Below are 25489 nucleotides of genomic sequence, written 5' to 3' on the forward strand. Positions count from 1 at the left end.
AGCGGCCGGCACTACCGCTTTGGCATCACGGGTAGTGCCGGCCGCTAGCCGGCATTTCCGCAGGGCGGTCAGCCGCCCTGCTTTGCCGCGTAATCCTGCGCCTGGCGCATCACCCGCAGCAGGTTGCCGCCCCAGATGCCGGCAATCTGCTGTTCGCTATAGCCCTTGCGCAGCAGCCACGCAGTGATCTTCGGTAGCTGGCTGACATCGGGCAGGTCGCTCAGGCCGCCGCCGCCATCCCAGTCCAGGCCGATGCCCACGTGCTCGGGGCCGACCACCTTGAGGATGTGCTCGAAGTGGGCGAAGAAGTCGTCCAGGCTGGCGTGGCGCATCGGGTGTTCGTGGTCCAGCGCCTGCTCGGCCTGGTGCAGGGCAACGCCCTGGGCGATGGTCATGCCTTCCCAGCCGCCCAGCTGCTTGCTCAGCGCTTCTTCGGCCTGCTTGCGTTCGGGCGTCTTGGCGGTATCGATCAGGTAGCCGCCATAGGCATTCACCTGGATCACACCACCGGCCTTGGCCAGCTGGCGCAGGCGCGCATCGTCGAGGTTGCGCGGGTGGTTGTAGACCGCCTTGGCCGAGCTGTGCGAGAGCACGAACGGCACCGGCATCATCGCCAGCAGGTCATCGAACACCGCATCGGACGCGTGCGACTGGTCGATGACGATGCCCAGCTTCACTGCGGCGCGCACCAGGTCCTTGCCGGCCGGGCTCAGGCCCTTCCACTCCGCACCCTTGGGGTCGGTGGCCGAATCGGCGAACTCGTTGTTGGCGAAGTGCACCGTGCTCAGCAGGCGCAGGCCGGCGCGGTGGTAGAACGAAAGCAGGCTGGGGTCTTCCACCAGCGGGCTGGCGTTTTCCATGCTGATGTAGACCACGCGCTTGCCGGCGGCCTTGATCCGCGCGGCATCATCGGCGGTCAGCGCCAGTTCGAAGCGCTCGGGGTTGGCCGCCAGCATCTGCCGGATCTCCAGCAGCCGCTGCAGGCCATGGTCGCGCTCGGCCAGGTGGGCGGCGGCGCTGCGGTCGCCCTGGTCGGTGTAGATCGCCCAGAAGCCGCCATCCAGCGCGCCCTCGACCATGCGCGGGTAATCCACCTGCGAAAGCGCGTTGTGGTCGTGCCGCTGTTCGATGTCGAAGCCGGCGCGGCCGAAGTTGGCCGGCGTGTCGAGGTGGCTGTCCAGGGTCAGCAGGCGCTGCTGCAGGGCCTTGGCGCGGGCCAGCTCCTGCGCGCTGAACTCGATGGCATGGGCGGACAGCGGCGCACTCAGCGCCAGGGCAAGCAGCAGGGACAGGCGACGCAGCGACGGCATGGGCTCTCACCGGTGAGGAGAAGAGCCCGACCATAGCGCTGTGTCCGCGCATTGGGTAGCGCCGGGCCATGCCCGGCGGATCTTCGCCGGGCATGAATTCTTTTCACGGCCCGGCGGCCAGTCTGCTGCGCATTGCGATGCGCTCAAAACAAATGGCGCCCCATTGTTCAGGTGCCGCGGCTCGACTCTACAAGTTGAAATCAATCAACCACGCGGCAGAACACGGCCTTCAGGTAGCGCGATTCCTGCACGTGGGCCATGAACGGATGGTCCGGACCGGCGCCGGCCACCTTCAGGATCTGGATCGTGCGGCCAGAGAAGTAGGCCGCGCGGCGCAGCATGTCGAGGAACTGGTCCTCGGCCACCAGGCCGGTGCAGGAGAACGTGGCGAACAGGCCGCCCGGCTTGACCACGCCCAGCGCCAGCTTGTTCATGTCCAGGTACTTCTTCAGCGCGGTGATGACCTGGTCGCGGTCGCGGGTCATCTTCGCCGGGTCCAGGATCACCACGTCGTACTGCTCGCCGCGGTTGGCGGCATCGCGCAGCCACGGGAAGATGTCGGACTGGACGAACTTCGGGCGCACGTTGTTCAGGCGCGAATTGCCCTTGGCGATCTGGATGACGTCTTCATCGATGTCGATGCCGACTACTTCCGAAGCACCACGCGCGGCCGCGTACACGGCGAAACCGCCGGTGTTGCAGCACAGGTCGAGCACGGTCTTGCCTTCCACCTGCTGGCTCAGCCACTCACGGTTCTCGCGCTGGTCGGCGAAGAAGCCGGTCTTGTGCGCACCGGCCGGGTCGGCGCGGAACTTGATGCCGTACTCGGTGATCACCGACGCTTCGGTGGTGGTGTTGCCGTGGAAGTCGAAGCTTTCCTGCTTCTGCACGTGTTCGTCGGCGAAGCTGTGGAAGCGGCAGCCCGGGAACTGTTCGCGCAGGGCGTCGTAGATCCACTCGCGGTGGCGGAACATGCCAGCGGCGAAGAATTCGACCACCACCAGGTCGTTGTAACGGTCCACCACCAGGCCGGACAGGCCGTCGCCTTCGCTGTGCACCACGCGCCAGGCGTCGGACACCGCGTCCAGCTTCAGCACGCCACGGCGCAGTTCGACCGCCTGGGCGATCTTGCGCGAGAACCAGCCGGCATCGACCGGCACGTTCGGGTCGGTTTCGAGGATGCGCACGGCGATGCGCGAGTGCCCGTTGTAGAAGCCACGGCCGATGAACTCGCCATCGATGCCGACGACGTCGACGATGGAACCGGGCTTGGGCCGGACGGTCGGCTTCTCGACCAGTTTCTGGAAGATCCACGGGTGGCTGGAGCGCCACGCGTTCTTGAGGCGGACAACGGGAAGGGGGGTATTCATCGGCCTATTGTAAACCGGCCGCCGGGGTCAGATCCCCGCAGGGGCTCTGACCCCCACCCGCCGCCCATTTGACGGCGGCCCGGCCAGGCCGCAGAATCGGCCCCAGAAGGGGAGTAGCTCCCAGACGTTGTCGCCGTCAATTCGAGCCCGCAGGCTCCGGTGCAACGGCAATCCCACCCGCGTGGGGTTGCGAGCGAGACCTTCGCCGTACTGGCGAAGCTCTGTCCCTGGATCCCCTCCCGATCCTCCGTTGCAGATCCTCGCCGTCCGGCCTGGCATTCATCTTTCCAACGGACATTCCCAATGCAGACGATCGGTAACGTGTGGTTGTGGGGCGGCTTCGCAGCGGTGGTGGTCATCGCCCTGCTGGTCGACCTCGTGTTGATGCGCCATGGTGGACCGCACAAGGTCACCTTCAAGGAGGCCCTGTGGTGGTCCATCGGCTGGGTCGCGCTGGCCCTGCTGTTCAACGCCGGCCTCTGGTACTACCTGAATGAGACCGCCGGCCAGGTCGTGGCCAACAAGGTCGGCCTCGAGTTCCTGACCGGTTATCTGGTCGAAAAGGCGCTGGCGGTCGACAACATCTTTGTCTTCCTGATGATCATGAGCTACTTCGCGGTGCCGGAAGAGCAGCGCCAGAAGGTGCTGATCATCGGCATCCTGGGTGCGATCGTGCTGCGTACGATCATGATCTTCGCCGGTAGCGTGCTGATCAGCCAGTTCCATTGGCTGCTCTACGTGTTCGGCGCCTTCCTGCTGTTCACCGGTTGGAAGATGTGGTTCGCCGCCGGCCAGGAGCCGGACCTGGAGACCAACCCGGCCCTGCGCTGGATGCGCAAGCACCTGCGCCTGCTGCCGGACTACGCCGGCAACGCGCTGAGCGTGAAGCGTGATGGCGTGCGCTGGTTCACCCCGCTGTTCGCCGTGCTGATCCTGATCGCGGTCACCGACGTGATCTTCGCCGTGGACAGCATCCCGGCGATCTTCGCGATCACCACTGACCCGTTCATCGTGCTCACCTCCAACGTGTTCGCGGTGCTGGGCCTGCGCGCGATGTTCTTCCTGCTGGCCGGCATGGCCGACCGCTTCCACCTGCTGCCGTACGGCCTGGCACTGGTGTTGGGCTTCATCGGCATCAAGATGATGATCATCGACCTGTTCAAGATCCCGACCCCGGTCTCGCTGGGCGTGGTCGCGGTGATCATCGCCGCCACCGTGGTGCTGAGCCTGAAGTACCCGCCGAAGGAAGGCGAAGGCCAGGCCTGAGCCTGATCCATTGAACGGCGCGGCCGGTGGGATTGTCCCGCCGGCCGCCTCCACTCTCCCGTTACGGTGGCCTTGGTTTCGCGCCGGCCACCGCCATTGCTGAGGTATGGACAACAACACGCCCCTGCCCGCCGGTGACGTGCCGGCCCCCCGCAACGACCGCATGCGCATCCTGCGGGCGTTCAATGTCAGCCTGGCCGCCGTGCTGGTGCTGCTGGCCGTGTTCGCCCTGCAGGGCAGCTTCGACTGGCGGCCGTGGGCGGTCGCGCCGCTGGAGGCCAAGGGCCTGCTGGGGCTGATCGGCGGACCGATGCTGCATGCCTCGGTCGAACACATCGCCGCCAATGGCTTTGCGATCCTGATCCTCGGCACCCTGGCCGGCAGCGTTTACCCGAAGGCGACCGTGCGAGCCCTGCCCCTGCTGTGGCTGGGCTCGGGCATCGGCGCGTGGATGCTGGGCAACCCCGGCAGCGTGCACCTGGGGGCCAGCGGCGTGACCCACGGCCTGATGTTCCTGCTGGCCAGCCTGGGCCTGCTGCGCCGTGACCGCGCGGCGATCGCCACCGGCCTGATCGGCATGCTGTTCTACGGCGGCATGCTGATGACCATCCTGCCGCATGCCGACGGCGTGTCCTGGCAGTCGCACATGGGCGGTGCCTTCGCCGGCATCATCGCCGCGCTGCTGTTCCGCAACGCCGACCCGATGACGCCGCGCCCGCATTACAGCTGGGAGGACGAGGAAGACGAGGTCGAGGCACTGGCCGACGACGAGCTCGAGCCGCCCTCGCCGCGCCGCGTGCCGGTGCTGTGGCAGCCGCGCGAGGGGCAGGATTACGTGGTGATCCCGTTCCGCCGGCCGGAAGACCCGCGCGGTTGAAGCAACACGTCGGGGTCGGATCCCCGAAGGGGCTCTGACCCCAAACCGGATGCCGGCCAGCGGCCGGCACTACCGGATTCTCAATTGCCCGCGGCGCCCATGCCATCCACCGCCTGCCGGCCCAGCGCCGGGTCATCGGTGAAGAACGCATCGATGCCGGTGGCCAGGTAGGCGCGCATCTCGGCGATCGAGCCTTCCGGGTTGCGCGCGCTGTCGGCGCCCTTGCGCAGGTTGCTGGCCTGGAAGTGGTTTTCCGGGCGGAAGGTGTACGGGATCACCATCAGGCCGGCCGCATGCGCATCGCGCACCAGCGCGGTCGGCGTGCCCAGCGCACCGTTGGCGTCCAGCGGGATGATCGAGCGCAGCTCCGGGCCGATGCCATCGGCGTAGCTGGCGATGTCCTTCAGCCCGGCCGGGGTCATCATCTGCGCATAGCTGAGCGTGCCACCGGCCTTGGCGACATCGGCCGGGCGGGCATCGCCCTTCCACAGCAGCTGCAGCAGGCGGATGTTGCTGCCACGGCCGATCTTGCCGCGCAGGTAGCGCAGGTTGGCGGTCTCGAACGACTGGATCGTCACCGGCGCGACGGCGGTGTAGGCGTTGCCGCGCAGCGCGGCCAGCACCTTGTCCTCCATCGGCAGGCCGATGGACTGGAAGTAGGTCGGGTGCTTGATCTCCGCCACCAGGCCGATGCCACGGTTGGCACGACCGGCCTGCTGCACCAGGAAGGCCAGGATCTCGTCCAGGGTGGCGATGCGGAACTGGCCATCGAACGCGGTGCTGCGCAGTTCCGGCAGGCGCTCGCGGGTGTAGAGGGTCTTCAGCTCGGCCAGGGTGAAGTCTTCGGTAAACCAGCCCTCGACCTTCTCGCCGTCGATGACCTTGGTGGTCTTCCGTTTGGCGAATTCCTTGTGCTCGGCGACGTCGGTGGTGCCACCGATCTCGTTCTCGTGGCGGGCCACCAGCACGCCGTCCTTGGTCATCACCAGGTCGGGTTCGATGTAGTCGGCGCCATCGGTGATGGCCTGCGCGTAGGCCGCCAGCGTGTGCTCGGGCAGCAGCGCGCTTGCGCCGCGGTGGCCGTAGACGGAGACCTTCGCGGTCGCCGGGGTGGAAGTTTCAGCACTCATGGCCACCGATGGTGCCACGGCCAGCGACAACAGCAACGCACAACCCCACGACTTCACTGCGACTTCCCCAAGCGGTATGTGATGGGGGTCAGTATGCGGCGGGAATATGACAGCCGGGGGCGTCGGCCCGGGGTCGGATCCCCGCAGGGGCTCCGCCCCCTACCCCAGGGACCGTATGCCAACCACCGTTGGCATCTACCAGAGCCAGAGCGCGGGCCTTACTTGCCGATGCAGAAGCTGGAGAAGATCCTGCCCAGCAGGTCATCCGCACTCATCTGCCCGGTGATCTCGCCCAGCGCGTCGTGCGCCAGCCGCAGTTCCTCGGCGGCCAGTTCCAGATGCTCGTGCACCAGCTCGCCATCGGCGCGCTGCGCATGCTCCTGCGCGCGTTCGATCGCATCCACGTGGCGAGTGCGGGCGGAGAACTCGCCCTCCACCTGCTCCCCTGCCCCGGCCGAGGCAATCGAACGCAGGCGCGTGTGCAGGTCTTCCAGGCCGGCACCGGTGGTGGCCGAGACGAACACGCGGTCCGGATCGTCCAGCGCCGGCAACGCGTCCAGCAGGTCCGACTTGTTGTGGATGTAGACCTTGTGCGGCACGGCGGCCACGGCTTCGCCCAGCGCGGCTTCGCCGGCGGCCGGGTCGCGCGCGTCCAGCACGATCAGCGCCAGGTCGGTGCGTTCGATTTCCACGTGGGCGCGGCGCATGCCTTCGCGTTCGATGGCATCGCCGCCGTCGCGCAGGCCGGCGGTGTCGACCAGGGTCAGCTCCAGCCCATCCAGGCGGATGGTTTCGCGCAGGGTGTCGCGGGTAGTGCCGGCGATGTCGGTGACGATGGCGCGCTCGCTGCCGGCCAGGGCGTTCAGCAGTGAGCTCTTGCCGGCATTCGGCGGGCCGATCAGCACTGCATGCAGGCCATCGCGAAGGCGTCGGCCGCGCTCGGCATCACGACGCAGCAAGGCAAGATCAGCGCGCGCCTGTTGCAGCCCGCGCCGCACCTGTGCGCCGCCCAGGGTATCCAGCGGTTCGTCGGCAAAGTCGATGGCCGCTTCCACGTGGATGCGCAGCAGTATCAGCTGTTCGACCACCACCTCGATACGGCGCGAGAACACGCCATCCAGCGAGCGACGTGCCGCGCGCGCGGCGCGGTTGTCGCCGGCGGCGATCAGGTCGGCGATGGCCTCGGCCTGGGCCAGGTCGAGCTTGCCGTTGAGGAACGCCCGTTCGCTGAACTCACCCGGCCGCGCCTGGCGCGCGCCGAGTGCGATGCAGCGCGCGACCAGCTGCTGCAGCAGCACGGGGCTGCCGTGGCCCTGCAGTTCCACCACTTCCTCGCCGGTGAAGCTGTTCGGTGCCGGGAACCACAGCACGATGCCGTCGTCGATCACTTCACCGTCGGCATCGCGCAGCCGCGCGTAGTGCGCATGGCGCGGGCGCAGCGTGGGCGCGCCCAGTGCGTTGGCGATCGCCGCGGCACGCGGGCCGGACAGGCGCAGCAGACCGACACCGCCCGCGCCGGGAGCACTGGCGATGGCGACGATGGTGTCGGTGCGGGTCACATCGTTCATGGCTCAGAGCTTCTCCAGCTGCGCGCGCGCCTGCGCGGCACCACTGCCCTGCGGCTGCAGGGCGAGGTAGGTGGTGTAGGCCTGCTTCGCCTTGGCCTTGTCGCCGGCGTTGAAGTAGGCATCGCCCAGGTTGAGGTGGGCCACCGCACGCGACGGGTCGATCTTCAGGGTGTTTTCCAGCCAGCGCGCCGCTTCGGCGTAACGCCGCTGGCGGTAGTAGACGAAGCCGAGGTTGTTGGCCGCCTGGGCAAAGTCAGGCCGCAGCTTCAATGCTTCGGTGAACTGCGCGACGGCTTCGTCGTACTGCTTCTCGCGATACAGCTGCAGGCCACGATCGTTGGCCTGCTGCGCGCGCTGGCGGTCCGAGGCCGGGCCGGCAGTGGGCACCACCAGCTTGGCCTTGCCGCCCTGCAGGTCGGCCACGGTCACCGGCGCCTGCGCGCCCTTGGCATCCTGCGCGGCGTCGACCTTGTTGTTCAGTGCGATGGCATCCGGGGTCAGCTGGCGCGTGTCGGCGTTGAGGTATTCCTGGCTGTCCGGCACCTGGAACACGAACTCGCCGCCCTGCGAACCGGGCAGGCTGCCGAAGGCCGGTGTCTGGTGCGAGACGGCCGACACCGCCGGCGCCACGTAGGCGGCCAGTTCGGTACCGGTGATGAGGCCATCACCATTGAGGTCGCCCTTGCCGGCCAGCGCCTGCAGCAGCACCCAGGTGAACACCGAATGGCCGTTCGGGCCGGCATCGGCCACCTGCTGGTCGGCACCGCCGGCAGTCAGCATCTGCCGCGCGCTGCGGCGTGCGTTCTCGCGCAGGAACGACGACGAGGACGGACCACCACGGGTCAGGCCCAGGCCGCTGTAGCAGGCATCCATCACGAACATCACGTGCTTGGCCTGCATGCTTTCGGCGATGTTCTGGATGTCGGTCATCGCGATGGCGTCGGTGGCGAATTCCTTCGGGTCCGAATCCACCGGGATGATGTAGCCGAGGTCGCGGCCTGAAGCGAGCTGGCGGGTGGCGCCGTGGCCGGCGAAGAACACGAACACGCGGTCGTTCTTTCCGGTACGGTCGTCGGCCAGGCGGTCGTGGAAGGCGGCCAGGATGTTGTTGCGGGTGGCCTGCTCGTTCTTCAGCACGATCACCTGCGAGGACGGGAAGCCGAACTGCCCGGTCAGGGTGTCGGCCACCGCCTGCGCATCGTGGCTGGCGTATTCCAGCTTCGGCCACTTGCCGTAGTTGTCGATGCCGACCACGATCGCCCACGACTTCTCGTAGCCGGTGGTGACGGTGGCATCGCTGCTGGCGCCCTTGCGCGCGCGGGCGACGGTGAACTCGCGGCCGTTCCAGCCGGCGAACTGGTAACCGTCGGCGATCAGCCGGTCGAGGATCTGCGGCAGCGCCTTCACCGCACGGTCGTGGATGTCATGGAACAGGATGATGCCGCGCTGTTCCTTGTTCACCTGGCCGAGCACGCGCTGCACGATCGATTCCGGCACCGGGTCGGCCCAGTCCATCGAATCGATGTTCCACATGATCGACTTCAGGCCGGCCTCGTTGAGCAGCTGCAGGCCTTCGGCGTTGCGCGCGCCATACGGGAAGCGGAACAGCGGCGCACGCTTGCTGTCGACATCCTTCAGCAGGGTGTCGGTGTCCAGCACCTGCTGGCGCAGCGCATCGCCCGTGGTGCGCGACAGCTGGGCGTGGGTCAGGCTGTGGTTGCCCACTGCATAGCCCTCTTCCATCAGGTTGCGGCTGATCTTGGCCATCGGGCCCAGGCTGACCTTGCCGTCGGCCTCGACCTTGCCCAGGTTGCGGCCCACTTCGAAGAACACGCCCGGCACGTCGTAGCGCTTGAGGATGGCCACCACTTCATCGGTGTAGGCCTTGTGCGGGCCGTCGTCGAAGGTCAGCACCACGGTCTTGGCCGGCAGGTCGCGGCCGAAGATCTCGCGGTCGCTGTCCTTCATCGACATCGGGTACGGCTCGATCACCCCGTAGTCGCGCAGGATCGCCTCGCGGCTGTAGTCCTTGTGCAGGTGGGCGATGTAGTCCTCCCACTTCTCGCGCTTCAGATCGATGGCGCGGGTGCGCTCGAAGCGGCTGAAGATGCGGGTCAGTTCCTGGTTGTAGTTGCGCTCGATCTCGTCCAGCGCGTCCAGGTCCTCGCCGATGCGCTGGTGCAGCTTCACCGCAGGCAGCGAGGAATCCGCGCCGACACGTTCGTGCAGGTCGCGCAGCACTTCGCGGAAGGCCAGGCGATCGGCATCGAACAGCTCCGGGGCCGATTCGATGTAGTCCAGCACGGTGCCCAGCGTGGCGAAGCGCTGCGGGCTGCCACCACGCAGCAGGCTGTCGAACTGCGCGGCGATGGCGGTGCGCTGTTCCAGGCCATCGTGGAACAGCTGCTGGCCGATGCGGGTGGAGGTACCGCGGTCGGCGGCACTCTGCTGCTCTTCGTCGGCCAGCAGCACGATGATGCGGCGGTAGCCATCGAGCTGCGTCTGCAACGCGGCGAGCAGCGGTGCGGCGGCGGGATCGGCGGCGGCAGCGGCCTGTGCGCTGGGCTGGGTGACGGCGGCGGCGGCGGGCGCCTTGCCCTCCTTGTCGCCGCAGCCGGCAACGGCCAGGGTCAACAGCAGCGAGGGCAGGAACAGGCGGAACGACAACGCACGCGGCATGGCAGGCTCGATGGATGGGGACACGGTGTGCGGGCGATTCTAACCCCGCATGCGAAAAGCCCGCCTTGCGGCGGGCTTTTGCGGGTATCAGCGGCGGTCGTGGGCACGGTTGGGCGACTTTCCCAAGGCCATTAGACCAACGGTCGACTCTACCCGGGTTATTTCTTCTTGACCGGGGCCGGTGCGGTGGTCGCCGGCAGCGGCTCGCCGCCGTGGCGCTTGGTCATCCACCACTGCTGCAGCAGGCCCAGGCCGCCGTTGACCACCCAGTACAGGACCAGGCCGGACGGCATGAAGGCCATCATGAAGCCGAAGACCAGCGGCATGAACTGCATCATCTTCTGCTGCATCGGGTCCATGCCCGGTGCCGGGGTCAGCTTCTGCGTGGCCCACATCACCGCCATGTTGATGACCGGCAGGATGAAGTACGGGTCGCGCGCGGTCAGATCCTGGATCCAGCCCAGCCACGGCGCCTGGCGCAGTTCGACCGACTCGACCAGCACCCAGTACAGGGCGAAGAAGATCGGCATCTGGATGAGGATCGGCAGGCAGCCGCCCATTGGATTGATCTTTTCCTTCTTGTACAGCTCCATCATCGCGGTCTGGAACTTCTGGCGGTCATCGCCATAGCGTTCCTTCAGCTGCGCGATGCGCGGCTGGAAGCGACGCATCTTCGCACCGCTCTTGTACTGCACGGCCGACAGCGGGTAGAGCACCAGCTTCAGCAGGACCACCAGGCCGACGATGGCCCAGCCCCAGTTGCCGACCAGCTTGTGCACCTGGTTCAGCACCCAGAACAGGCCCTGGCCGATCACCGCCATCATCGAGAAGCGGCTGTAGTCGACCACGCGGTCCAGGCCCGGCACGTCTTCCTTGGCAATCTGGTTCACCAGCTTCGGGCCGACCCACAGGCGGGCTTCGGTGCTGGTGGACTGGCCCGGGGCCACGGTGAAGGCCGGGCCGCGCGCTTCGATCAGGTCACGACCGGCCACCTGCGACAGCACGTAGTGGGCGGTCTGGTCCTTCTGCGGGATCCAGGCGGTGAAGAAGTGGTGCTGCAGCATCGCCAGCCAGCCGCCGGTGATGTTCTGGTTCAGCGCGCCATCGTCCAGGTAATCCTTGAACGCACGACGCTGGTACTTCTTGTCGTTGTCGTACCAGGTAGCACCGTTGAAGCTGAACGAGTCCGGGTTGGTCATGTTCCGCGACAGGATGGTCGGGGTACGGTCCAGGGTGCGGTAGACGTAGCCGTTCCACGGGGCGGCGCCGGTGTTGCTGACCTCGTCCTTGAAGCGCACGGCGTACTCGTTGCGCGAGACGGTCAGGGTGCGCTTGATGGTCACGCCGTTGTCGGCGGTCCACACGAACGGGATCTGCAGTTCGTTCTGGCCGTCGGCCAGCACGAAGTCGCGGACGTCACCGACCAGCTTGAAGCCATCGGCGCCCGGCACCGGGGTGTTCTTGTCTTCGCTGGCCCAGCCGCTGATCGCGCTGTACGGATGCGCGGGGTCTTCGGTCAGCAGGCGCACCGGGGCGCTGCCTTCTTCCTTGGACTGCGGGAACTGCAGCAGCTCGGCGTCGAGCACGCGGCCGCCGTCCACCACCAGGCGCAGCACGTCGGTGGTGATGGTCACGCGCTGGGCGGCCGGGGTGGCGCTGGCCTGGGCCTGCTGCGCCGCGGCCTGACCCGGGGCACCGGGGACCTGCGCGCTGGGGATGCTGCCCGGGGTCGCACCCGGAACGCTCTGTGCGGCGGCCTGGGCCGAGGTGGTGGTCGGGGCCGGGGTCGGCGCGGCCTTTTCACGGCCCCACTCCATCCACAGGAACACGGCCACCATCAGCCAAGCAAAAATAAGGAATACGCGGGTCTGGTTCATCAGCGGACAGGCTCGGCGGGGCCGGGACGCGATGCCGGCTCGATCAAAGAGGGAGGTGCGATGCCATCTGGCGGCGGCATTGTGCCGTCCACGCCCGGCGCGGGCAATGCACGCAGGCGCCGCAGCAGGCGCAGAAAGGCCTGGCGGATGTCGTCGTTGCTGGCAGAACGCGCAGCACTACGAGCCACGACGACGAAGTCGCCTGGCTGGATATCGGTTCGTGTCTGACGCAAGATGTCGCGCAGGACGCGCTTGATCCGGTTACGCCCAACGGCGTTCGGATCAACCTTGCGGGAAACCGCCAGACCCAGCCTGGCCGGCCGGTCAGCCGGCAGCCAGTGCAGGGTCATCAGCGGATCGGACACACGGCGGGCGCCGTTGAAGACCGTTGAATATTCGGCACGCGTGCGAACCCGCGCAGAGCGAGGGAATCGCTTGCGCGGGTCTGCAGTATTCACTGTCGAAGGGATTGCGTCTGCCGCGATGTGCGGCATGGCAATCAGGCGCTCAGGACTTTGCGGCCCTTGGCGCGGCGACGCGACAGGATCTTGCGGCCGTCAGCGGTCTTCATACGGGCACGGAAGCCGTGGTCGCGCTTACGCTTGAGGTTGCTGGGCTGGTAGGTGCGCTTGGTGGCCATGTGGGCCTCTCGTATGAATGGGACGGGAAAGAACCGGAAATTCTAGAGAGGTCTCCCCCCCTACGTCAACCCCTTGTGACTACGCCAATTCACCGGGCTGTGCAATAGCTGTGGATCTTTTTGTGAATAAGTGGGGGACAAGCATTCCGAAGCCGGGCGCTCGGTGGTAGTCTGAGCCATCCATTTCCCCCCTTTCAGGCCTGTGTTTGGGCGCGTTGTCGCGCCTGTGCACAGGTCACCGGACGATTATTGCCGATGGATGCCTGGTCCCGAAGTCTCGAACGCCTCGAAGCGGAGTTCCCGCCCGAAGACGTTCACACCTGGTTGAAGCCGCTGCAGGCCGATCTGCGCGCGGACAGCCTGGTGCTGTATGCCCCGAACGCCTTCATCGTCGACCAGGTGCGCGAGCTGTACCTGGCCCGGATCCGCGAGCTGCTGACGCACTTCGCGGGTTTCGGCGACGTTTTTCTTGAAATCGGCTCGCGCCCGCGGCCCTCGGAGGCGCAGAACGCGCCGGTTTCGAGCGCGGCGACGGCGGTGGCAGCCGAACCGCAGGTGCCGTTCGCAGGCAACCTGGACAACCACTACACCTTCGCCAACTTCGTCGAAGGCCGCAGCAACCAGCTGGGCCTGGCCGCTGCCTTCCAGGCGGCGCAGAAGCCGGGCGACCGCGCGCACAATCCGCTGCTGCTGTACGGAGGCACCGGCCTGGGCAAGACCCACCTGATGTTCGCCGCCGGCAACGCCATGCGCCAGGCCAACCCGGGTGCGAAGGTGCTGTACCTGCGTTCGGAACAGTTCTTCAGCGCGATGATTCGGGCCCTGCAGGAAAAGACCATGGATCAGTTCAAGCGCCAGTTCCAGCAGGTGGACGCGCTGCTGATCGATGACATCCAGTTCTTCGCCGGCAAGGACCGCACCCAGGAAGAGTTCTTCCACACCTTCAACGCGCTGTTCGACGGCAAGCAGCAGATCATCCTGACCTGCGACCGGTACCCGCGCGAAGTCGAGGGCCTGGAAGCGCGCCTGAAGTCGCGGCTTGCCTGGGGCCTGTCGGTCGCGATCGAACCGCCGGACTTCGAGACCCGCGCCGCGATCGTGCTGGCGAAGGCCCGCGAACGCGGTGCCGAGATTCCCGATGATGTTGCGTTCCTGATCGCCAAGAAGATGCGCTCCAACGTGCGCGACCTCGAAGGCGCGCTCAATACCCTGACCGCCCGCGCCAATTTCACCGGCCGCGCGATCACCACCGAATTCGCCCAGGAAACCCTGCGCGACCTGCTGCGCGCCCAGCAGCAGGCGATCAGCATTCCCAACATCCAGAAAACCGTTGCCGACTACTACGGCCTGCAGATCAAGGATCTGCTGTCCAAGCGCCGGACCCGTTCGCTGGCCCGCCCGCGCCAGGTCGCCATGGCCCTGACCAAGGAACTGACCGAGCACAGCCTGCCCGAGATCGGCGATGCCTTTGCCGGTCGCGATCACACCACGGTGCTGCATGCCTGCCGCCAGATCCGGACCCTGATGGAAACCGACGGCAAGCTCCGCGAGGACTGGGACAAGCTGATCCGGAAGCTGAGCGAATGATGCACGGACGCTGATGAGGCGTCATCGCACAAAACGGTGCAGAATCCGGTAGCAAGCGCGGGATGAGTTGTGGATAAAAAAGACGTCGGATAACGCGTCGAATTTATCCACAGCTTTCCCCACCCCCTGGGGGGCGGTAATGCAGAGGGTTTCGAGGTTAGAAACCCTTTTGATTACAAAGACTTAGCATTGTTTTCCAGCGATTCTGTCTCTACCAGCACCACCAAGCTTTTGATTTATTCCACATTTTTTAAAGCATAGGGGCACGGAACCACATGCGTTTCACACTGCAGCGCGAAGCCTTTCTCAAGCCGTTGGCACAGGTCGTCAACGTGGTCGAACGCCGCCAGACCCTTCCGGTTCTGGCCAATTTCCTGGTTCAGGTGCAGAACGGCCAGCTGTCGCTGACCGGTACCGACCTGGAAGTGGAGATGGTGTCGCGGATCGCGGTTGAAGATGCCCAGGACGGCGAAACCACCATCCCCGCCCGCAAGCTGTTCGAGATCATCCGCGCCCTGCCCGATGGCAGCCGGATCACCGTCTCGCAGACCGGTGACAAGATCACCGTGCAGGCCGGTCGCAGCCGCTTCACCCTGGCAACGCTGCCGTCCAACGACTTCCCGTCAGTGGACGAAGTGGAAGCCACCGAGCGCGTGGCCATCGGCGAAGCGACCCTGAAGGAGCTGATCGAGCGCACGGCGTTCGCGATGGCCCAGCAGGACGTGCGCTACTACCTCAACGGTCTGCTGTTCGACCTGCGCGGTGATGCCCTGCGTACCGTCGCCACCGACGGCCACCGCCTGGCCCTGTGTGAAACCGACCTGGCCAAGCCCAGCGGTTCCAAGCGCCAGATCATCGTGCCGCGCAAGGGCGTGACCGAACTGCAGCGCCTGCTGGAAAGCGGCGATCGCGAGATCGAGCTGGAAGTCGGCCGCAGCCACGTCCGCGTCAAGCGCGACGATGTCACCTTCACCTCGAAGCTGATCGACGGTCGTTTCCCGGATTACGAGGCCGTGATCCCGATCGGTGCAGACCGCGAAGTGAAGGTTGACCGTGAAGCCCTGCGTGCTTCGTTGCAGCGTGCCGCGATTCTGTCCAACGAGAAGTACCGCGGCATCCGCGTGGAAGTCTCGCCGGGTAACCTGAAGATCAGCGCGCACAACCCGGAGCAGGAAGAAGCCCAGGAAGAGATCGAGGCCGACACCACGGTCAGCGATCTGGCCATCGGCTTCAATGTGAACTACCTGCTGGATGCCCTGTCCGCCCTGCGCGACGAGGAAGTCATCATCCAGCTGCGCGATTCCAATTCCTCGGCGCTGGTGCGTGAGTCCAGCAGCGAGAAGTCGCGCCATGTGGTGATGCCGCTGCGTCTCTGACGTCTGCGTTGTTCCACGTGAAACAGAAAACGCCCGGGAGATCCGGGCGTTTTTTTTTTGGTTCCACGTGGAGCATTGAGGAGGATCCCGGGAACGGGAGTCCGCGTTGCCGGTTTGATCTCTGCTTCCTGGATCCCGATCGGTTCCTCGCTCGATGGATGCACGACGGTTTAGCGATTCTTGGAAGTTCTCAGCAGGCCGATCTGCGCTCTGCTGACGCTACTCTCCACAGCCCGGTTTTCTGGCCGAAAGGCGCTGCCCTAGCTTTTAAATCTGGGTATAAATCTAAAGCTTGGTGGTGATGGTAGGGCCAGATTTCGTGGAAAACAGGGTTATATAATTGATTTTAAAGGTTTTTATGCACCTGAAACCCCCTGTATATGGGCCCTTGGGGCTGGGGGGGAAGCTGTGGATAGTTTTTCAGGCGGCTGAAAAGGGCTTTTTTATCCACAGATTGCCCATACCTTGTGTATAAGTCATACAGAGCCGCTGTGGACAGGGTGGAACGAGTGGTCTGAATTCTTTGAAATCTGTGGAACGCTTTGCAGCCCTGCCCTGCAGATTTCAGGCAATTCGCGGCGACCTCGGCTGCTGCCCCGGCTGCGACGCACGGATACGGTTCCACGCTGGGCTGAAATTCGCTGGATTCTGAGGGCGAGCACCCTGCCCGGTGCCGCAGATTTCAAGAAATAAAGGCCTTGCCAGCGTCCCTGTCGCATGGATTCGTCGCATCGATTTCCACGTGGAACCGCCTGGGCTGGCGGGACCGGCCAGCTCCAACAGCAAGGGGCTGCCCGCACCGGCCGTCTTGACCGATGCAGTAAGCTGATGGATTCCCTGCCCTGCTACCGCCCCGAGCGGATGGTCTCCCGCGTCCCATGCTGATCCGCCGCCTCGCCTTGAACCAACTGCGCCGCTTCAGTGCCGTGGAACTGTCACCCCAGCCGGGCTTGAACCTGCTGACCGGCGACAACGGTGCGGGCAAGACCAGTGTGCTCGAGGCCCTGCACCTGATGGCCTATGGCCGCAGCTTCCGTGGCCGGGTGCGCGATGGCCTGGTCCGCCAGGGCCAGGAAGCGCTGGAAATCTTCGTGGAATGGGACGAACAGCGCGCCGATCACCCGCCGCACCGCCGCAAGGCCGGTCTTCGCCATAGCGGGCAGGACTGGAAGGGCCGCCTGGACGGCGAAGACGTTGCCCAGCTCGGCAATCTCTGCGCGGCGTTGGCTGTGGTGACCTTTGAACCGGGCAGCCACGCCCTGGTCAGCGGTGGTGGCGAACCGCGTCGTCGTTTCCTCGATTGGGGCCTGTTCCACGTGGAACCAGACTTCCTTTCGCTGTGGCGCCGGTACTCCCGGGCACTCAAGCAACGCAATGCCCTGTTGAAGCAGGGCGGGCCCTCACGGATGCTGGATACCTGGGACCACGAGCTGGCTGAAGCGGGTGAACCGCTGACCAGCCGCCGCCAGCACTACCTGGAACGGCTGCAGGAACGGGCGATTGCCTTGGCAACCGCACTGGCACCGCAGTTGGGCATCCAGGGCCTGGATCTCAGCCCGGGCTGGCGCCGGCACGAACTGCCGCTGGCCGATGCGCTGCTGCTGGCCCGCGATCGCGACCGCCAGGCCGGTTACACCTCGGTGGGTCCGCACCGGGCCGACTGGAGCGTGGATTTCCACAGCATTCCCGGCCGGGATGCGCTCTCACGTGGCCAGGCCAAGCTCACTGCCCTCGCCTGCCTGCTGGCCCAGGCCGAGGATTACGCCGAACAGCGCGGACAATGGCCGGTCATCGCCCTGGACGACCTGGCATCGGAGCTGGACCGCACCCATCAGGCCCGGGTACTCGAGCGTCTGCTGGCCGGTCCGGCACAGATCTTCGTAACGGCCACCGAGACCCCGGCGGCCCTGGTGGATCTCACCGACATCACCCGGTTCCACGTGGAACATGCGCAGATCGTGGCTGTGCCATAGTGGCTACATCAGGGCCTGCGGGGCCCGGCTGGTATAATTCAGGTTGCACCCCTTCTTACCCGGCGCATCGCACCTGTGCGGTGACCGACCTGCGGAGCCTACGGCAAGCGCAATGACCGACGAACAGAACACCCCGGCAAACAACGGCAACTACGACGCCAACAGCATCACCGCCCTGGAAGGGCTCGAGGCTGTCCGCAAGCGTCCTGGCATGTACATCGGCGACGTCCACGACGGCACCGGTCTGCACCACATGGTGTTCGAGGTCGTCGACAACTCGATCGACGAAGCCCTCGCCGGCCACGCCGACCACGTCGCGGTGACGATCCACGCTGACGGCTCGGTGTCGGTGTCCGACAACGGCCGTGGCATCCCGACCGGCAAGCACGAACAGATGAGCGCCAAGCTGGGCCGCGAGGTTTCGGCGGCCGAAGTCGTGATGACCGTGCTGCATGCGGGCGGCAAGTTCGACGACAACAGCTACAAGGTTTCCGGCGGCCTGCACGGCGTGGGCGTCAGCGTGGTCAACGCGCTGTCGCAGAAGCTGCTGGTGGACGTGTTCCAGAACGGCTCCCACTACCAGCAGGAATTCAGCAACGGCGCCGCGGTCACCGCGCTGGCCAAGCTGGAAGACACCACCAAGCGCGGCACCACCGTGCGCTTCTGGCCGTCGACCGTGGCCTTCCACGACAACGTGGAATTCCACTACGACATCCTGGCCCGTCGCCTGCGCGAACTGTCGTTCCTGAACTCCGGCGTCAAGATCGTGCTGGCCGACGAGCGCGGCGACGGCCGCCGCGATGACTTCCACTACGAGGGCGGCATCCGCAGCTTCGTGGAGCATCTGGCCCAGCTGAAGACCCCGCTGCACCCGAACGTCATCTCGGTCACCGGCGAACACAACAACATCGTGGTGGACGTGGCGCTGCAGTGGACCGACTCCTACCAGGAGACGATGTACTGCTTCACCAACAACATCCCGCAGAAGGATGGCGGTACCCACCTGGCCGGTTTCCGCGGCGCCCTGACCCGCGTGCTCAACAACTACATCGAGCAGAACGGCATCGCCAAGCAGGCCAAGATCAACCTGACCGGCGACGACATGCGCGAAGGCATGATCGCGGTGCTGTCGGTGAAGGTGCCGGACCCGAGCTTCTCCAGCCAGACCAAGGAAAAGCTGGTCAGCTCCGACGTGCGTCCGGCGGTGGAAAACGCCTTCGGCGCGCGCCTGGAAGAGTTCCTGCAGGAGAATCCGAACGAAGCCAAGGCCATCGCCGGCAAGATCGTCGATGCGGCGCGTGCCCGTGAAGCGGCGCGCAAGGCCCGCGACCTGACCCGCCGCAAGGGCGCGCTGGACATCGCCGGCCTGCCGGGCAAGCTGGCCGACTGCCAGGAAAAGGATCCGGCGCTGTCCGAACTGTTCATCGTCGAGGGTGACTCCGCAGGTGGCTCGGCCAAGCAGGGCCGCAACCGCAAGAACCAGGCGGTGCTGCCGCTGCGCGGCAAGATCCTCAACGTGGAACGTGCCCGCTTCGACCGCATGCTGGCCTCGGACCAGGTCGGTACGCTGATCACCGCATTGGGTACCGGCATCGGCCGCGACGAGTACAACCCGGACAAGCTGCGTTACCACAAGATCATCATCATGACCGACGCCGACGTCGACGGCGCCCACATCCGCACCCTGCTGCTGACGTTCTTCTACCGTCAGATGCCGGAGCTGATCGAGCGCGGTTACGTCTACATCGGCCTGCCGCCGCTGTACAAGATCAAGCAGGGCAAGCAGGAGCTGTACCTGAAGGACGACCCGGCGCTGGACAGCTATCTGGCCAGCAACGCAGTGGAAAACGCCGTGCTGGTGCCGGCCGCGGGTGAGCCGGGCATCGAAGGTGCCGTGCTCGAAAAGCTGCTGCTGACCTTTGCCGGCGCGCGCGACGCGATCGAACGCAATGCGCACCGCTACGACCGCAACCTGCTCGAAGCGCTGGTCGACTTCGTGCCGATGGACCTGGCCAACCTGCGCAATGCCGCTGAAGGCCAGGGCCTGGATGCACTGGCCAAGCGCCTCAACCAGGGCAGCCTGGGCAGTGCGCGTTTCAGCCTGGAACTGCAGGAGCCGAACGACGAGCGTCCGGCCGCCGTGCTGGTGACCCGCCGCCACATGGGCGAGGAACACGTGCAGGTGCTGCCGCTGGCCGCCTTCGAAGGTGGCGAACTGCGTGCCATCTATCAGGCCGCCAGCCTGCTGCACGGCCTGGTGCGCGAAGGCGCCACCATCGGCCGCGGTGCCAAGTCGGTCGAAGTGGACAGCTTCGCCAAGGCACAGAGCTGGCTGCTGGAGGAAGCAAAGCGCGGCCGCCAGATCCAGCGCTTCAAGGGCCTGGGTGAAATGAACCCGGAACAGCTGTGGGATACCACCGTCAATCCCGATACCCGCCGCCTGCTGCAGGTGCGCATCGAGGATGCTGTCGCGGCTGACCAGATCTTCAGCACCTTGATGGGCGATGTCGTCGAACCGCGTCGTGACTTCATCGAAGACAACGCGCTTAAGGTCGCCAACCTGGATATCTGACACGCTTCGACCATGGCCGGTGCGCGGGGATGCGCGCCGGCCTTCGCCCTCTGATCGCAGGTAATCGATGTCCGCTTCCGTCCCGGTCTCCGCCCCGCCGCCCGTCCCGCCAGCCTCGGCTGCGCCGCGCCGCGGTTCGCCCGTGGCAGGCTTCTTCATCGATCTGGGCATTGGCGCCGCCACGCTGTTCATTCTCAGCCTGGTCGCCGGACTGGCGTGGGGCCTGTATCGCGGCATCCAGGTCGGCTACGCCAACGCGAAGAACAACGGCGCGGGTATCGACCCGTCCAGCGTGACCGAAGCGCTGGGCACGCCCGGTGCCCTGGCACAGGTGCTGATGGCCCTGGTGTCGACCGGTGGCGCGGCGCTGCTGCTGTATTTCCTGCGGCGGCCGGCCAATGCGGCCGAACGGCAGGCCTCGACGCAGGCGCTGCGGCGCCCGTCCACCTGGGGCTGGACCCTGCTGGTGGCTACGCTGATCGTGATCGGCAGCAATGGCATCGCCTTCCTCGCAAAGCAGCTCGGCGTCGAACCGGTGCCGACCAACCTGGCGCTGATGCAGCACGCCATCGAGCGGTTCCCGCTGTTCCTGGTGCTGTTTGCGGTGGTGCTGGCGCCGGCCTACGAGGAGCTGCTGTTCCGCCGCGTGCTGTTCGGGCGGCTGTGGCAGGCCGGCAGGCCCTGGCTGGGCGTGCTGCTGAGCAGCCTGGCCTTTGCCCTGATCCATGAGATTCCCGGCACCAGCGCCAATGGCCCGGCCGAGATCGCCCAGCTGTGGCTGGTCTACGGCGGCATGGGCGCCGCGTTCTGCTGGCTGTACCGGCGCACCGGGACGCTGTGGGCGGCGATCATCGCGCACGGCTTGAACAACGCCGTGGCCTTGGCCGCGCTGGTGTTCTTCGGGGCAATGTAAGGCCGTGGCCGCTTGACGAAAAATTAAGCGGGCCCAGTCCACACTGCCTGCATGAACACGGGGGATTCCATGAAATCACTGCTGCTCGCCCTGCTCATCACCGTGCTGGTGGGTGCCTGTGCGACCACCACCTCACCGACCGGCCGCCGGCAGGTGGTCGGTGGCGTGTCGCAGGCCCAGCTCGACCAGATGGGCGCGCAGGCGTTTGCGGAAACCAAGCAGAAGCAGAAGGTCGGCACCGACGGCCGCCAGAATGCGTACGTGCAGTGCGTGGTCAATGCGCTGGTCGCGCAGCTGCCTGCTCAGTACCGGGGCGTACGGTGGGAGACGGCGGTGTTCGTCGACAAGGAACCCAACGCCTTCGCCCTGCCCGGCGGCAAGGTCGGCGTGAACACCGGCATCTTCACTGTCGCCAAGAACCAGGATCAGCTGGCGGCGGTCATCGGCCATGAAATCGGCCACGTCATCGCCCGCCACCACGAAGAACGCATCACCCGGCAGATGGGCGCGCAGACGGGCCTGGCCATCGCCGGCATGATCGCGGGGGCCTATGGCGGCGAGGGCGCAGCCAGCACCGTCAACCAGCTGGGCGGCACGGCCGCGCAGACGATGATCGTTCTGCCCAACTCACGCACCCAGGAAACCGAGGCCGATGACATCGGCCAGCGCCTGATGGCCGATGCCGGTTTCAACCCGGCGCAGGCGGTCGACCTGTGGCAGAACATGATGGCCGCCAGTGGCGGACGCAGCCCGCAATGGCTGTCCACGCACCCTGATCCGGCCAACCGCATCCGCGAACTGCAGCGCGCTGCACCGTCCCTCGCACCCGCTTATCAGCAGGCCCAGGCCGCTGGTCGCAGGCCAAAGTGTGGCTGAGTGCGCAGATTCATGCTGTATTGCAGCACATAAAACGATTTCTCACGCCATCTGTTTCTGATACGTTTGGCGGCTCAGATTTTTCTGACAGTCCGACTTTGCCGCTGACGGCGGTTCGATCGAGGTGAACGATGATTTTCCGCAACCACAAAGCTGTGCTTTCCGTCCTCATCGCGACCGCCCTGACCGGCGCCGTGGTCACCGATGCCTTCGCGCAGTCCTCGCGTTCGTCCGAGCGCGGCAACCGCGGTGGCAAGCAGCAGGCCAAGGCCGAAGTCCTGTACCCGAATGCCACCCGTGAGGAGCCGAAGGAAAAGGCGTCCTCGAAGATGGGCAAGCAGCTGCAGAAGCTGATTGACAACTACAACGACCAGAAGTTCCCGGAGACCCTGCAGATTGCAGGCGAGATCCTGGGCAACAGCGCGTCGAACAACTACGACAAGTCGCTGGCCGCGCAGCTGGCTTCGCAGGCTGCCTACCAGAGCGACGACACCGCCGGTGCCATCGGCTACCTGAAGCAGGCGCTGCAGCTGAACGGCCTGGACAACAACGGCCACTACCAGTCGATGCTGATGCTGGGCCAGCTGCAGCTGCAGGAAGACCAGACCGCCGAAGGCCTGGCCACGCTGGACAAGTACTTTGCCGAGAGCAAGTCGAACAAGCCGGAAGAGCTGATCGCCAAGGGCCAGGCCCTGTACCAGCTGGAGCGCTACCAGGAAGCCATCCCGGTGCTGCAGCAGGCCATCGCCGGCGCGACCGAGCCGAAGGACAACTGGAACCAGCTGCTGATGGCTGCCCTGTCCGAAGCCGGCCAGACCGGTGAAGCGGTCAAGACTGCTGAAGCCCTGGCGGCCAAGAACCCGAACGACAAGAAAGCGCAGCTGAACCTGGCCAACATGTACATGCAGGCCGATCAGATGCCGAAGGCCGCCGCGGTGATGGACAAGCTGCGCAGCAGCGGCCAGCTCACCGAAGAGCGCGAGTACAAGCAGCTGTACTCGATCTACGCCAACACCGAGAACAAGGAAAAGGACGTCATCGCGGTCATCAACGAAGGGTTGCAGAAGGGCATCCTGAAGCCGGACTACCAGGTTTACCTGGCGCTGGCCCAGTCCTACTACTACTCCGACCAGGTGCCGCAGGCGATCGAGGCGTGGCAGAAGGCTGCCCCGCTGTCCAAGGACGGTGAGACCTACCTGAACCTGGCACGCGTCCTGCATGCCGAAGGTCGCGTTCCCGAGGCCAAGAAGGCCGCCCAGGAAGCTCTGGCGAAGGGCGTGAAGAACCAGGCTGATGCCAAAAAAATCATCAACCTGAAGTAAGTAGGAATAACGCCTGAACGCCTGCACGGTTGATGCGCAGGCGCTCAGGATTGGTATAAGCTTGGAGGTTCCTGCGGTGTCATGCACCGCTGATCAGGGATCCCGCCCCCGGGATTCCGGCCCCACTATTGAGCTCTTGGCGCATGACGGAACAACTAGTCGTTCACCGGTACGAACAAACTGATGACAAGGGGCTGAGCTGGCCTCGCATCGTCGGCATCGCGTTTGTAATCGCCCTGCATCTGGCCGCCTTCATGATGCTCCTGATCCCCGCCGTGGCCCCCAAGGCCGTGGCTGAGAAGGAGCGCAACGTCATGGTGACCATCGTCGACGCGCCGCCGCCTCCGCCGCCGCCGCCGCCGCCGCCGCCGCCGCAGGACACCCCGCCGCCGCCGGTGAAGAACCTGTCGCCGCCGAAGCCCTCGCCCGTCCCGCCGCCGCCGCAGGCGCCGGTCGTCGACGTGCCGGAGCCGCGCCCGAACGACATCGTCACCCCACCGTCGCCGCCTGCGCCGCCTGCCCCGCCGACCACCATCGAGGCAAGCGTCGACATCTCGTCGAAGGCAATGAATCCGCCGCGCTACCCGCCGGCCGCTTTCCGCGCTGGTATCCAGGGCGAAGTGATCCTGATCATTGATGTCGATGCCCAGGGCAACGTCACCAATGTCACGGTGGAAAAGTCCAGCCGTAACCGCGACCTGGACCGTGCTGCGATGGAAGCTGCCCGCAAGTGGCGTTTCAACGCCGCTGAATCTGGCGGTAAGAAGGCTGCTGGCCGCGTCCGCGTCCCGGTCAACTTTGCACTGAACTGATGCGAGCGGGTGGCCGCCGGCCACCCCTCCTCCGGTTCGATTGTTTAGCTTAGCTACACCCTTTATCACCACACACAACAAAGGTAAGCGTCATGCTGCAGGAACTTTTCATCGCCGCTGCTGCCGGGGGCAATCCGTCCAACGCCCTGTCGCAGATGGGCTTCGAGCACCTGATCCACGAAATGACCACCCAGCCGGGTGACTTCGCTGTCTCCTGGGTGGTGCTGCTGACCCTGATCGTCATGTCGGCCATGTCCTGGTACTGGACCGTTATCAACATCTTCCGTTCGGTCCGCCTGAAGAGCGCTGCCGATCGCGTCGTCAGCCTGTTCTGGGACACCCCGAACGCACAGGACGCCATCCGTGCGATGGAAGAACAGCCGGCTTCCGAGCCGTTCTCGAAGATCGCACTGGACGCTGCCCAGGCGGCTGCCCACCACCAGCGCGCTGAAGGCGGCGCCACCGGCGGTCTGGGTGAGAACCTGAGCCGTTCGGAGTTCGTCGACCGCGCCCTGCGTCAGGCCGTGACCCGCGAAAGCAACAAGCTGCAGTCGGGCATGACCCTGCTGGCCACCGTCGGTGCAACCGCTCCGTTCGTCGGTCTGCTGGGTACCGTGTGGGGCATCTACGGCGCGCTGATCAAGATCGGTGCCACCGGCTCCGCTTCGATCGACGCCGTCGCAGGCCCGGTGGGTGAAGCGCTGATCATGACCGCCATCGGTCTGTTCGTCGCAATCCCGGCCGTGTTCGCCTTCAACTTCTTCAGCAAGATCAACAGCGCGACCATCAGCAAGTTCGATACCTTCGCGCACGACCTGCACGACTTCTTCGCCACCGGCTCGCGCGTCCGCTAATTGCGGCGCGTGACCCTGCGACGAACGAAGTAGTCACCAAGATCTAGACGGAGCCCGTTATGGCTTTCAGTAGTGGTAACAGCGGCGGCCCCATGGCCGACATCAACGTGACGCCCCTCGTGGACGTGATGCTGGTGCTGCTGATCATCTTCATCATCACGGCGCCCCTGATGTCCCACAAGGTCAAGGTGGATCTGCCGGAGGCCAACCTGGTCCAGAAGCCGGACGACACCAACGATCGCAAGGGTCCCATCACCCTGGCGGTCAAGGAAGACGGCTCGATCTATTGGAACGACGAAGAAATCAACAAGCAGACTCTCGAGTCGCGCTTGGCGACCGCCGCCCAGCAGACCCCGCAGCCGCCGCTGAACCTGCGTGGTGACCGCACCACCAAGATGCGCGTCATCAACGACCTGACCAAGGTCGCGCAGGAACAGGGCATGCTGGACGTCGGCTTCGTCGCGACCAAAGAGAAGGGGCAATAAGC

20 protein-coding genes are annotated in these 25489 nt (G+C 65.6%); 12 read left to right on the top strand and 8 right to left on the bottom strand.

Translation table 11 applies throughout. From position 1 onward, the window contains the following. Positions 1 to 68 precede the first annotated feature (68 nt). Positions 69 to 1310, bottom strand: a complete 1242-nt coding sequence (locus ACVOK1_RS08245; RefSeq protein ID WP_481561725.1) for a dipeptidase — start codon at positions 1308 to 1310, stop codon at positions 69 to 71. 200 nt (positions 1311 to 1510) lie between these two features. Then, on the bottom strand, positions 1511 to 2680 hold the full coding sequence (locus ACVOK1_RS08250; protein WP_108770553.1) for a class I SAM-dependent rRNA methyltransferase: 1170 nt from the start codon (positions 2678 to 2680) through the stop codon (positions 1511 to 1513). A 303-nt stretch (positions 2681 to 2983) separates the two neighbouring features. On the opposite strand from ACVOK1_RS08250, the gene ACVOK1_RS08255 reads away from it, so the two are divergent. Together ACVOK1_RS08255 and ACVOK1_RS08260 are read left to right on the top strand one after the other, a co-directional pair. Next, on the top strand, positions 2984 to 3946 hold the full coding sequence (locus tag ACVOK1_RS08255) for a TerC family protein (RefSeq protein ID WP_010487446.1): 963 nt from the start codon (positions 2984 to 2986) through the stop codon (positions 3944 to 3946). 106 nt (positions 3947 to 4052) lie between these two features. Beyond that, positions 4053 to 4823, top strand: coding sequence for a rhomboid family intramembrane serine protease (locus ACVOK1_RS08260; RefSeq protein ID WP_481561726.1), 771 nt, complete (start codon positions 4053 to 4055; stop codon positions 4821 to 4823). Positions 4824 to 4903: 80 nt separating this feature from the next. Here ACVOK1_RS08260 and ACVOK1_RS08265 read toward each other — a convergent pair whose 3' ends face one another. From ACVOK1_RS08265 to rpmH, 6 genes are all read right to left on the bottom strand, one after another. Then, positions 4904 to 6010, bottom strand: a complete 1107-nt coding sequence (locus tag ACVOK1_RS08265; RefSeq protein WP_481561727.1) for a glycerophosphodiester phosphodiesterase — start codon at positions 6008 to 6010, stop codon at positions 4904 to 4906. A gap of 161 nt (positions 6011 to 6171) precedes the next feature. Further along, positions 6172 to 7521, bottom strand: a complete 1350-nt coding sequence (gene mnmE / locus ACVOK1_RS08270; protein ID WP_481561728.1) for a tRNA uridine-5-carboxymethylaminomethyl(34) synthesis GTPase MnmE — start codon at positions 7519 to 7521, stop codon at positions 6172 to 6174. Between the two features lie 3 nt (positions 7522 to 7524). Further along, the gene (locus ACVOK1_RS08275; protein WP_481561729.1) at positions 7525 to 10200 is read right to left on the bottom strand and encodes a polysaccharide deacetylase family protein; all 2676 of its coding nucleotides are present in this window, start codon (positions 10198 to 10200) and stop codon (positions 7525 to 7527) included. Positions 10201 to 10358: 158 nt separating this feature from the next. Beyond that, positions 10359 to 12077 (bottom strand): membrane protein insertase YidC, encoded by a 1719-nt coding sequence (gene yidC, locus ACVOK1_RS08280; RefSeq protein ID WP_108770559.1) that lies wholly within the window; start codon positions 12075 to 12077, stop codon positions 10359 to 10361. Next, the gene (gene rnpA, locus ACVOK1_RS08285; protein WP_108770560.1) at positions 12077 to 12571 is read right to left on the bottom strand and encodes a ribonuclease P protein component; all 495 of its coding nucleotides are present in this window, start codon (positions 12569 to 12571) and stop codon (positions 12077 to 12079) included. Before rnpA ends, yidC begins: the two co-directional genes overlap by 1 nt. Positions 12572 to 12576: 5 nt before the next feature. Further along, positions 12577 to 12717 (bottom strand): 50S ribosomal protein L34, encoded by a 141-nt coding sequence (rpmH, locus tag ACVOK1_RS08290; protein ID WP_005411729.1) that lies wholly within the window; start codon positions 12715 to 12717, stop codon positions 12577 to 12579. A 255-nt stretch (positions 12718 to 12972) separates the two neighbouring features. Here rpmH and dnaA point away from each other — a divergent pair, with 255 nt between their 5' ends. The 10 genes from dnaA to ACVOK1_RS08340 all read left to right on the top strand — a co-directional run bounded on the left by dnaA (position 12973) and on the right by ACVOK1_RS08340 (position 25487). Further along, positions 12973 to 14304, top strand: coding sequence for a chromosomal replication initiator protein DnaA (gene dnaA, locus ACVOK1_RS08295; protein WP_108767139.1), 1332 nt, complete (start codon positions 12973 to 12975; stop codon positions 14302 to 14304). A 275-nt stretch (positions 14305 to 14579) separates the two neighbouring features. Next, a complete protein-coding gene (gene dnaN / locus ACVOK1_RS08300; protein ID WP_005411731.1) occupies positions 14580 to 15680 on the top strand; it encodes a DNA polymerase III subunit beta in 1101 nt (366 codons plus the stop codon). Positions 15681 to 16558: 878 nt separating this feature from the next. Beyond that, positions 16559 to 17653, top strand: coding sequence for a DNA replication/repair protein RecF (gene recF, locus ACVOK1_RS08305; RefSeq protein WP_108767140.1), 1095 nt, complete (start codon positions 16559 to 16561; stop codon positions 17651 to 17653). Positions 17654 to 17765: 112 nt separating this feature from the next. Continuing rightward, positions 17766 to 20225: a DNA topoisomerase (ATP-hydrolyzing) subunit B gene (gyrB, locus tag ACVOK1_RS08310; protein ID WP_481561730.1), complete on the top strand. Its 2460-nt coding sequence runs from the start codon at positions 17766 to 17768 to the stop codon at positions 20223 to 20225. 67 nt (positions 20226 to 20292) lie between these two features. Beyond that, positions 20293 to 21138: a CPBP family intramembrane glutamic endopeptidase gene (locus tag ACVOK1_RS08315; protein ID WP_481561731.1), complete on the top strand. Its 846-nt coding sequence runs from the start codon at positions 20293 to 20295 to the stop codon at positions 21136 to 21138. A 69-nt stretch (positions 21139 to 21207) separates the two neighbouring features. Then, on the top strand, positions 21208 to 22014 hold the full coding sequence (locus ACVOK1_RS08320; RefSeq protein ID WP_108767143.1) for a M48 family metallopeptidase: 807 nt from the start codon (positions 21208 to 21210) through the stop codon (positions 22012 to 22014). A gap of 131 nt (positions 22015 to 22145) precedes the next feature. Continuing rightward, the gene (locus ACVOK1_RS08325) at positions 22146 to 23336 is read left to right on the top strand and encodes a tetratricopeptide repeat protein (protein ID WP_108767144.1); all 1191 of its coding nucleotides are present in this window, start codon (positions 22146 to 22148) and stop codon (positions 23334 to 23336) included. 143 nt (positions 23337 to 23479) lie between these two features. Beyond that, complete coding sequence (locus ACVOK1_RS08330) at positions 23480 to 24148, top strand: energy transducer TonB (protein WP_108767145.1); 669 nt, start codon at positions 23480 to 23482, stop codon at positions 24146 to 24148. A gap of 92 nt (positions 24149 to 24240) precedes the next feature. After that, a complete protein-coding gene (gene exbB, locus ACVOK1_RS08335) occupies positions 24241 to 25002 on the top strand; it encodes a TonB-system energizer ExbB (protein WP_108767146.1) in 762 nt (253 codons plus the stop codon). A gap of 59 nt (positions 25003 to 25061) precedes the next feature. Beyond that, entirely contained in the window at positions 25062 to 25487 is a 426-nt protein-coding gene (locus ACVOK1_RS08340; protein WP_079224462.1) for an ExbD/TolR family protein, read from the top strand. Positions 25488 to 25489: the final 2 nt, after the last annotated feature.

The organism is Stenotrophomonas sp. STEN087 (genome assembly GCF_056759115.1).

What these genes read in the sequence shown, in the direction of transcription:
- gyrB (WP_481561730.1), top strand. Translation starts at nt 17,766, where the DNA reads ATGACCGACGAACAGAACACCCCGGCAAACAACGGCAACTACGACGCC.
- ACVOK1_RS08315 (WP_481561731.1), top strand. Translation starts at nt 20,293, where the DNA reads ATGTCCGCTTCCGTCCCGGTCTCCGCCCCGCCGCCCGTCCCGCCAGCC.
- ACVOK1_RS08330 (WP_108767145.1), top strand. Translation starts at nt 23,480, where the DNA reads ATGACGGAACAACTAGTCGTTCACCGGTACGAACAAACTGATGACAAG.
- ACVOK1_RS08245 (WP_481561725.1), bottom strand. Translation starts at nt 1,310, where the DNA reads ATGCCGTCGCTGCGTCGCCTGTCCCTGCTGCTTGCCCTGGCGCTGAGT.
- rpmH (WP_005411729.1), bottom strand. Translation starts at nt 12,717, where the DNA reads ATGGCCACCAAGCGCACCTACCAGCCCAGCAACCTCAAGCGTAAGCGC.
- ACVOK1_RS08275 (WP_481561729.1), bottom strand. Translation starts at nt 10,200, where the DNA reads ATGCCGCGTGCGTTGTCGTTCCGCCTGTTCCTGCCCTCGCTGCTGTTG.
- recF (WP_108767140.1), top strand. Translation starts at nt 16,559, where the DNA reads ATGCTGATCCGCCGCCTCGCCTTGAACCAACTGCGCCGCTTCAGTGCC.
- dnaA (WP_108767139.1), top strand. Translation starts at nt 12,973, where the DNA reads ATGGATGCCTGGTCCCGAAGTCTCGAACGCCTCGAAGCGGAGTTCCCG.
- rnpA (WP_108770560.1), bottom strand. Translation starts at nt 12,571, where the DNA reads ATGCCGCACATCGCGGCAGACGCAATCCCTTCGACAGTGAATACTGCA.
- ACVOK1_RS08255 (WP_010487446.1), top strand. Translation starts at nt 2,984, where the DNA reads ATGCAGACGATCGGTAACGTGTGGTTGTGGGGCGGCTTCGCAGCGGTG.
- dnaN (WP_005411731.1), top strand. Translation starts at nt 14,580, where the DNA reads ATGCGTTTCACACTGCAGCGCGAAGCCTTTCTCAAGCCGTTGGCACAG.
- yidC (WP_108770559.1), bottom strand. Translation starts at nt 12,077, where the DNA reads ATGAACCAGACCCGCGTATTCCTTATTTTTGCTTGGCTGATGGTGGCC.
- ACVOK1_RS08320 (WP_108767143.1), top strand. Translation starts at nt 21,208, where the DNA reads ATGAAATCACTGCTGCTCGCCCTGCTCATCACCGTGCTGGTGGGTGCC.
- ACVOK1_RS08325 (WP_108767144.1), top strand. Translation starts at nt 22,146, where the DNA reads ATGATTTTCCGCAACCACAAAGCTGTGCTTTCCGTCCTCATCGCGACC.
- mnmE (WP_481561728.1), bottom strand. Translation starts at nt 7,521, where the DNA reads ATGAACGATGTGACCCGCACCGACACCATCGTCGCCATCGCCAGTGCT.
- ACVOK1_RS08340 (WP_079224462.1), top strand. Translation starts at nt 25,062, where the DNA reads ATGGCTTTCAGTAGTGGTAACAGCGGCGGCCCCATGGCCGACATCAAC.
- ACVOK1_RS08250 (WP_108770553.1), bottom strand. Translation starts at nt 2,680, where the DNA reads ATGAATACCCCCCTTCCCGTTGTCCGCCTCAAGAACGCGTGGCGCTCC.
- exbB (WP_108767146.1), top strand. Translation starts at nt 24,241, where the DNA reads ATGCTGCAGGAACTTTTCATCGCCGCTGCTGCCGGGGGCAATCCGTCC.
- ACVOK1_RS08260 (WP_481561726.1), top strand. Translation starts at nt 4,053, where the DNA reads ATGGACAACAACACGCCCCTGCCCGCCGGTGACGTGCCGGCCCCCCGC.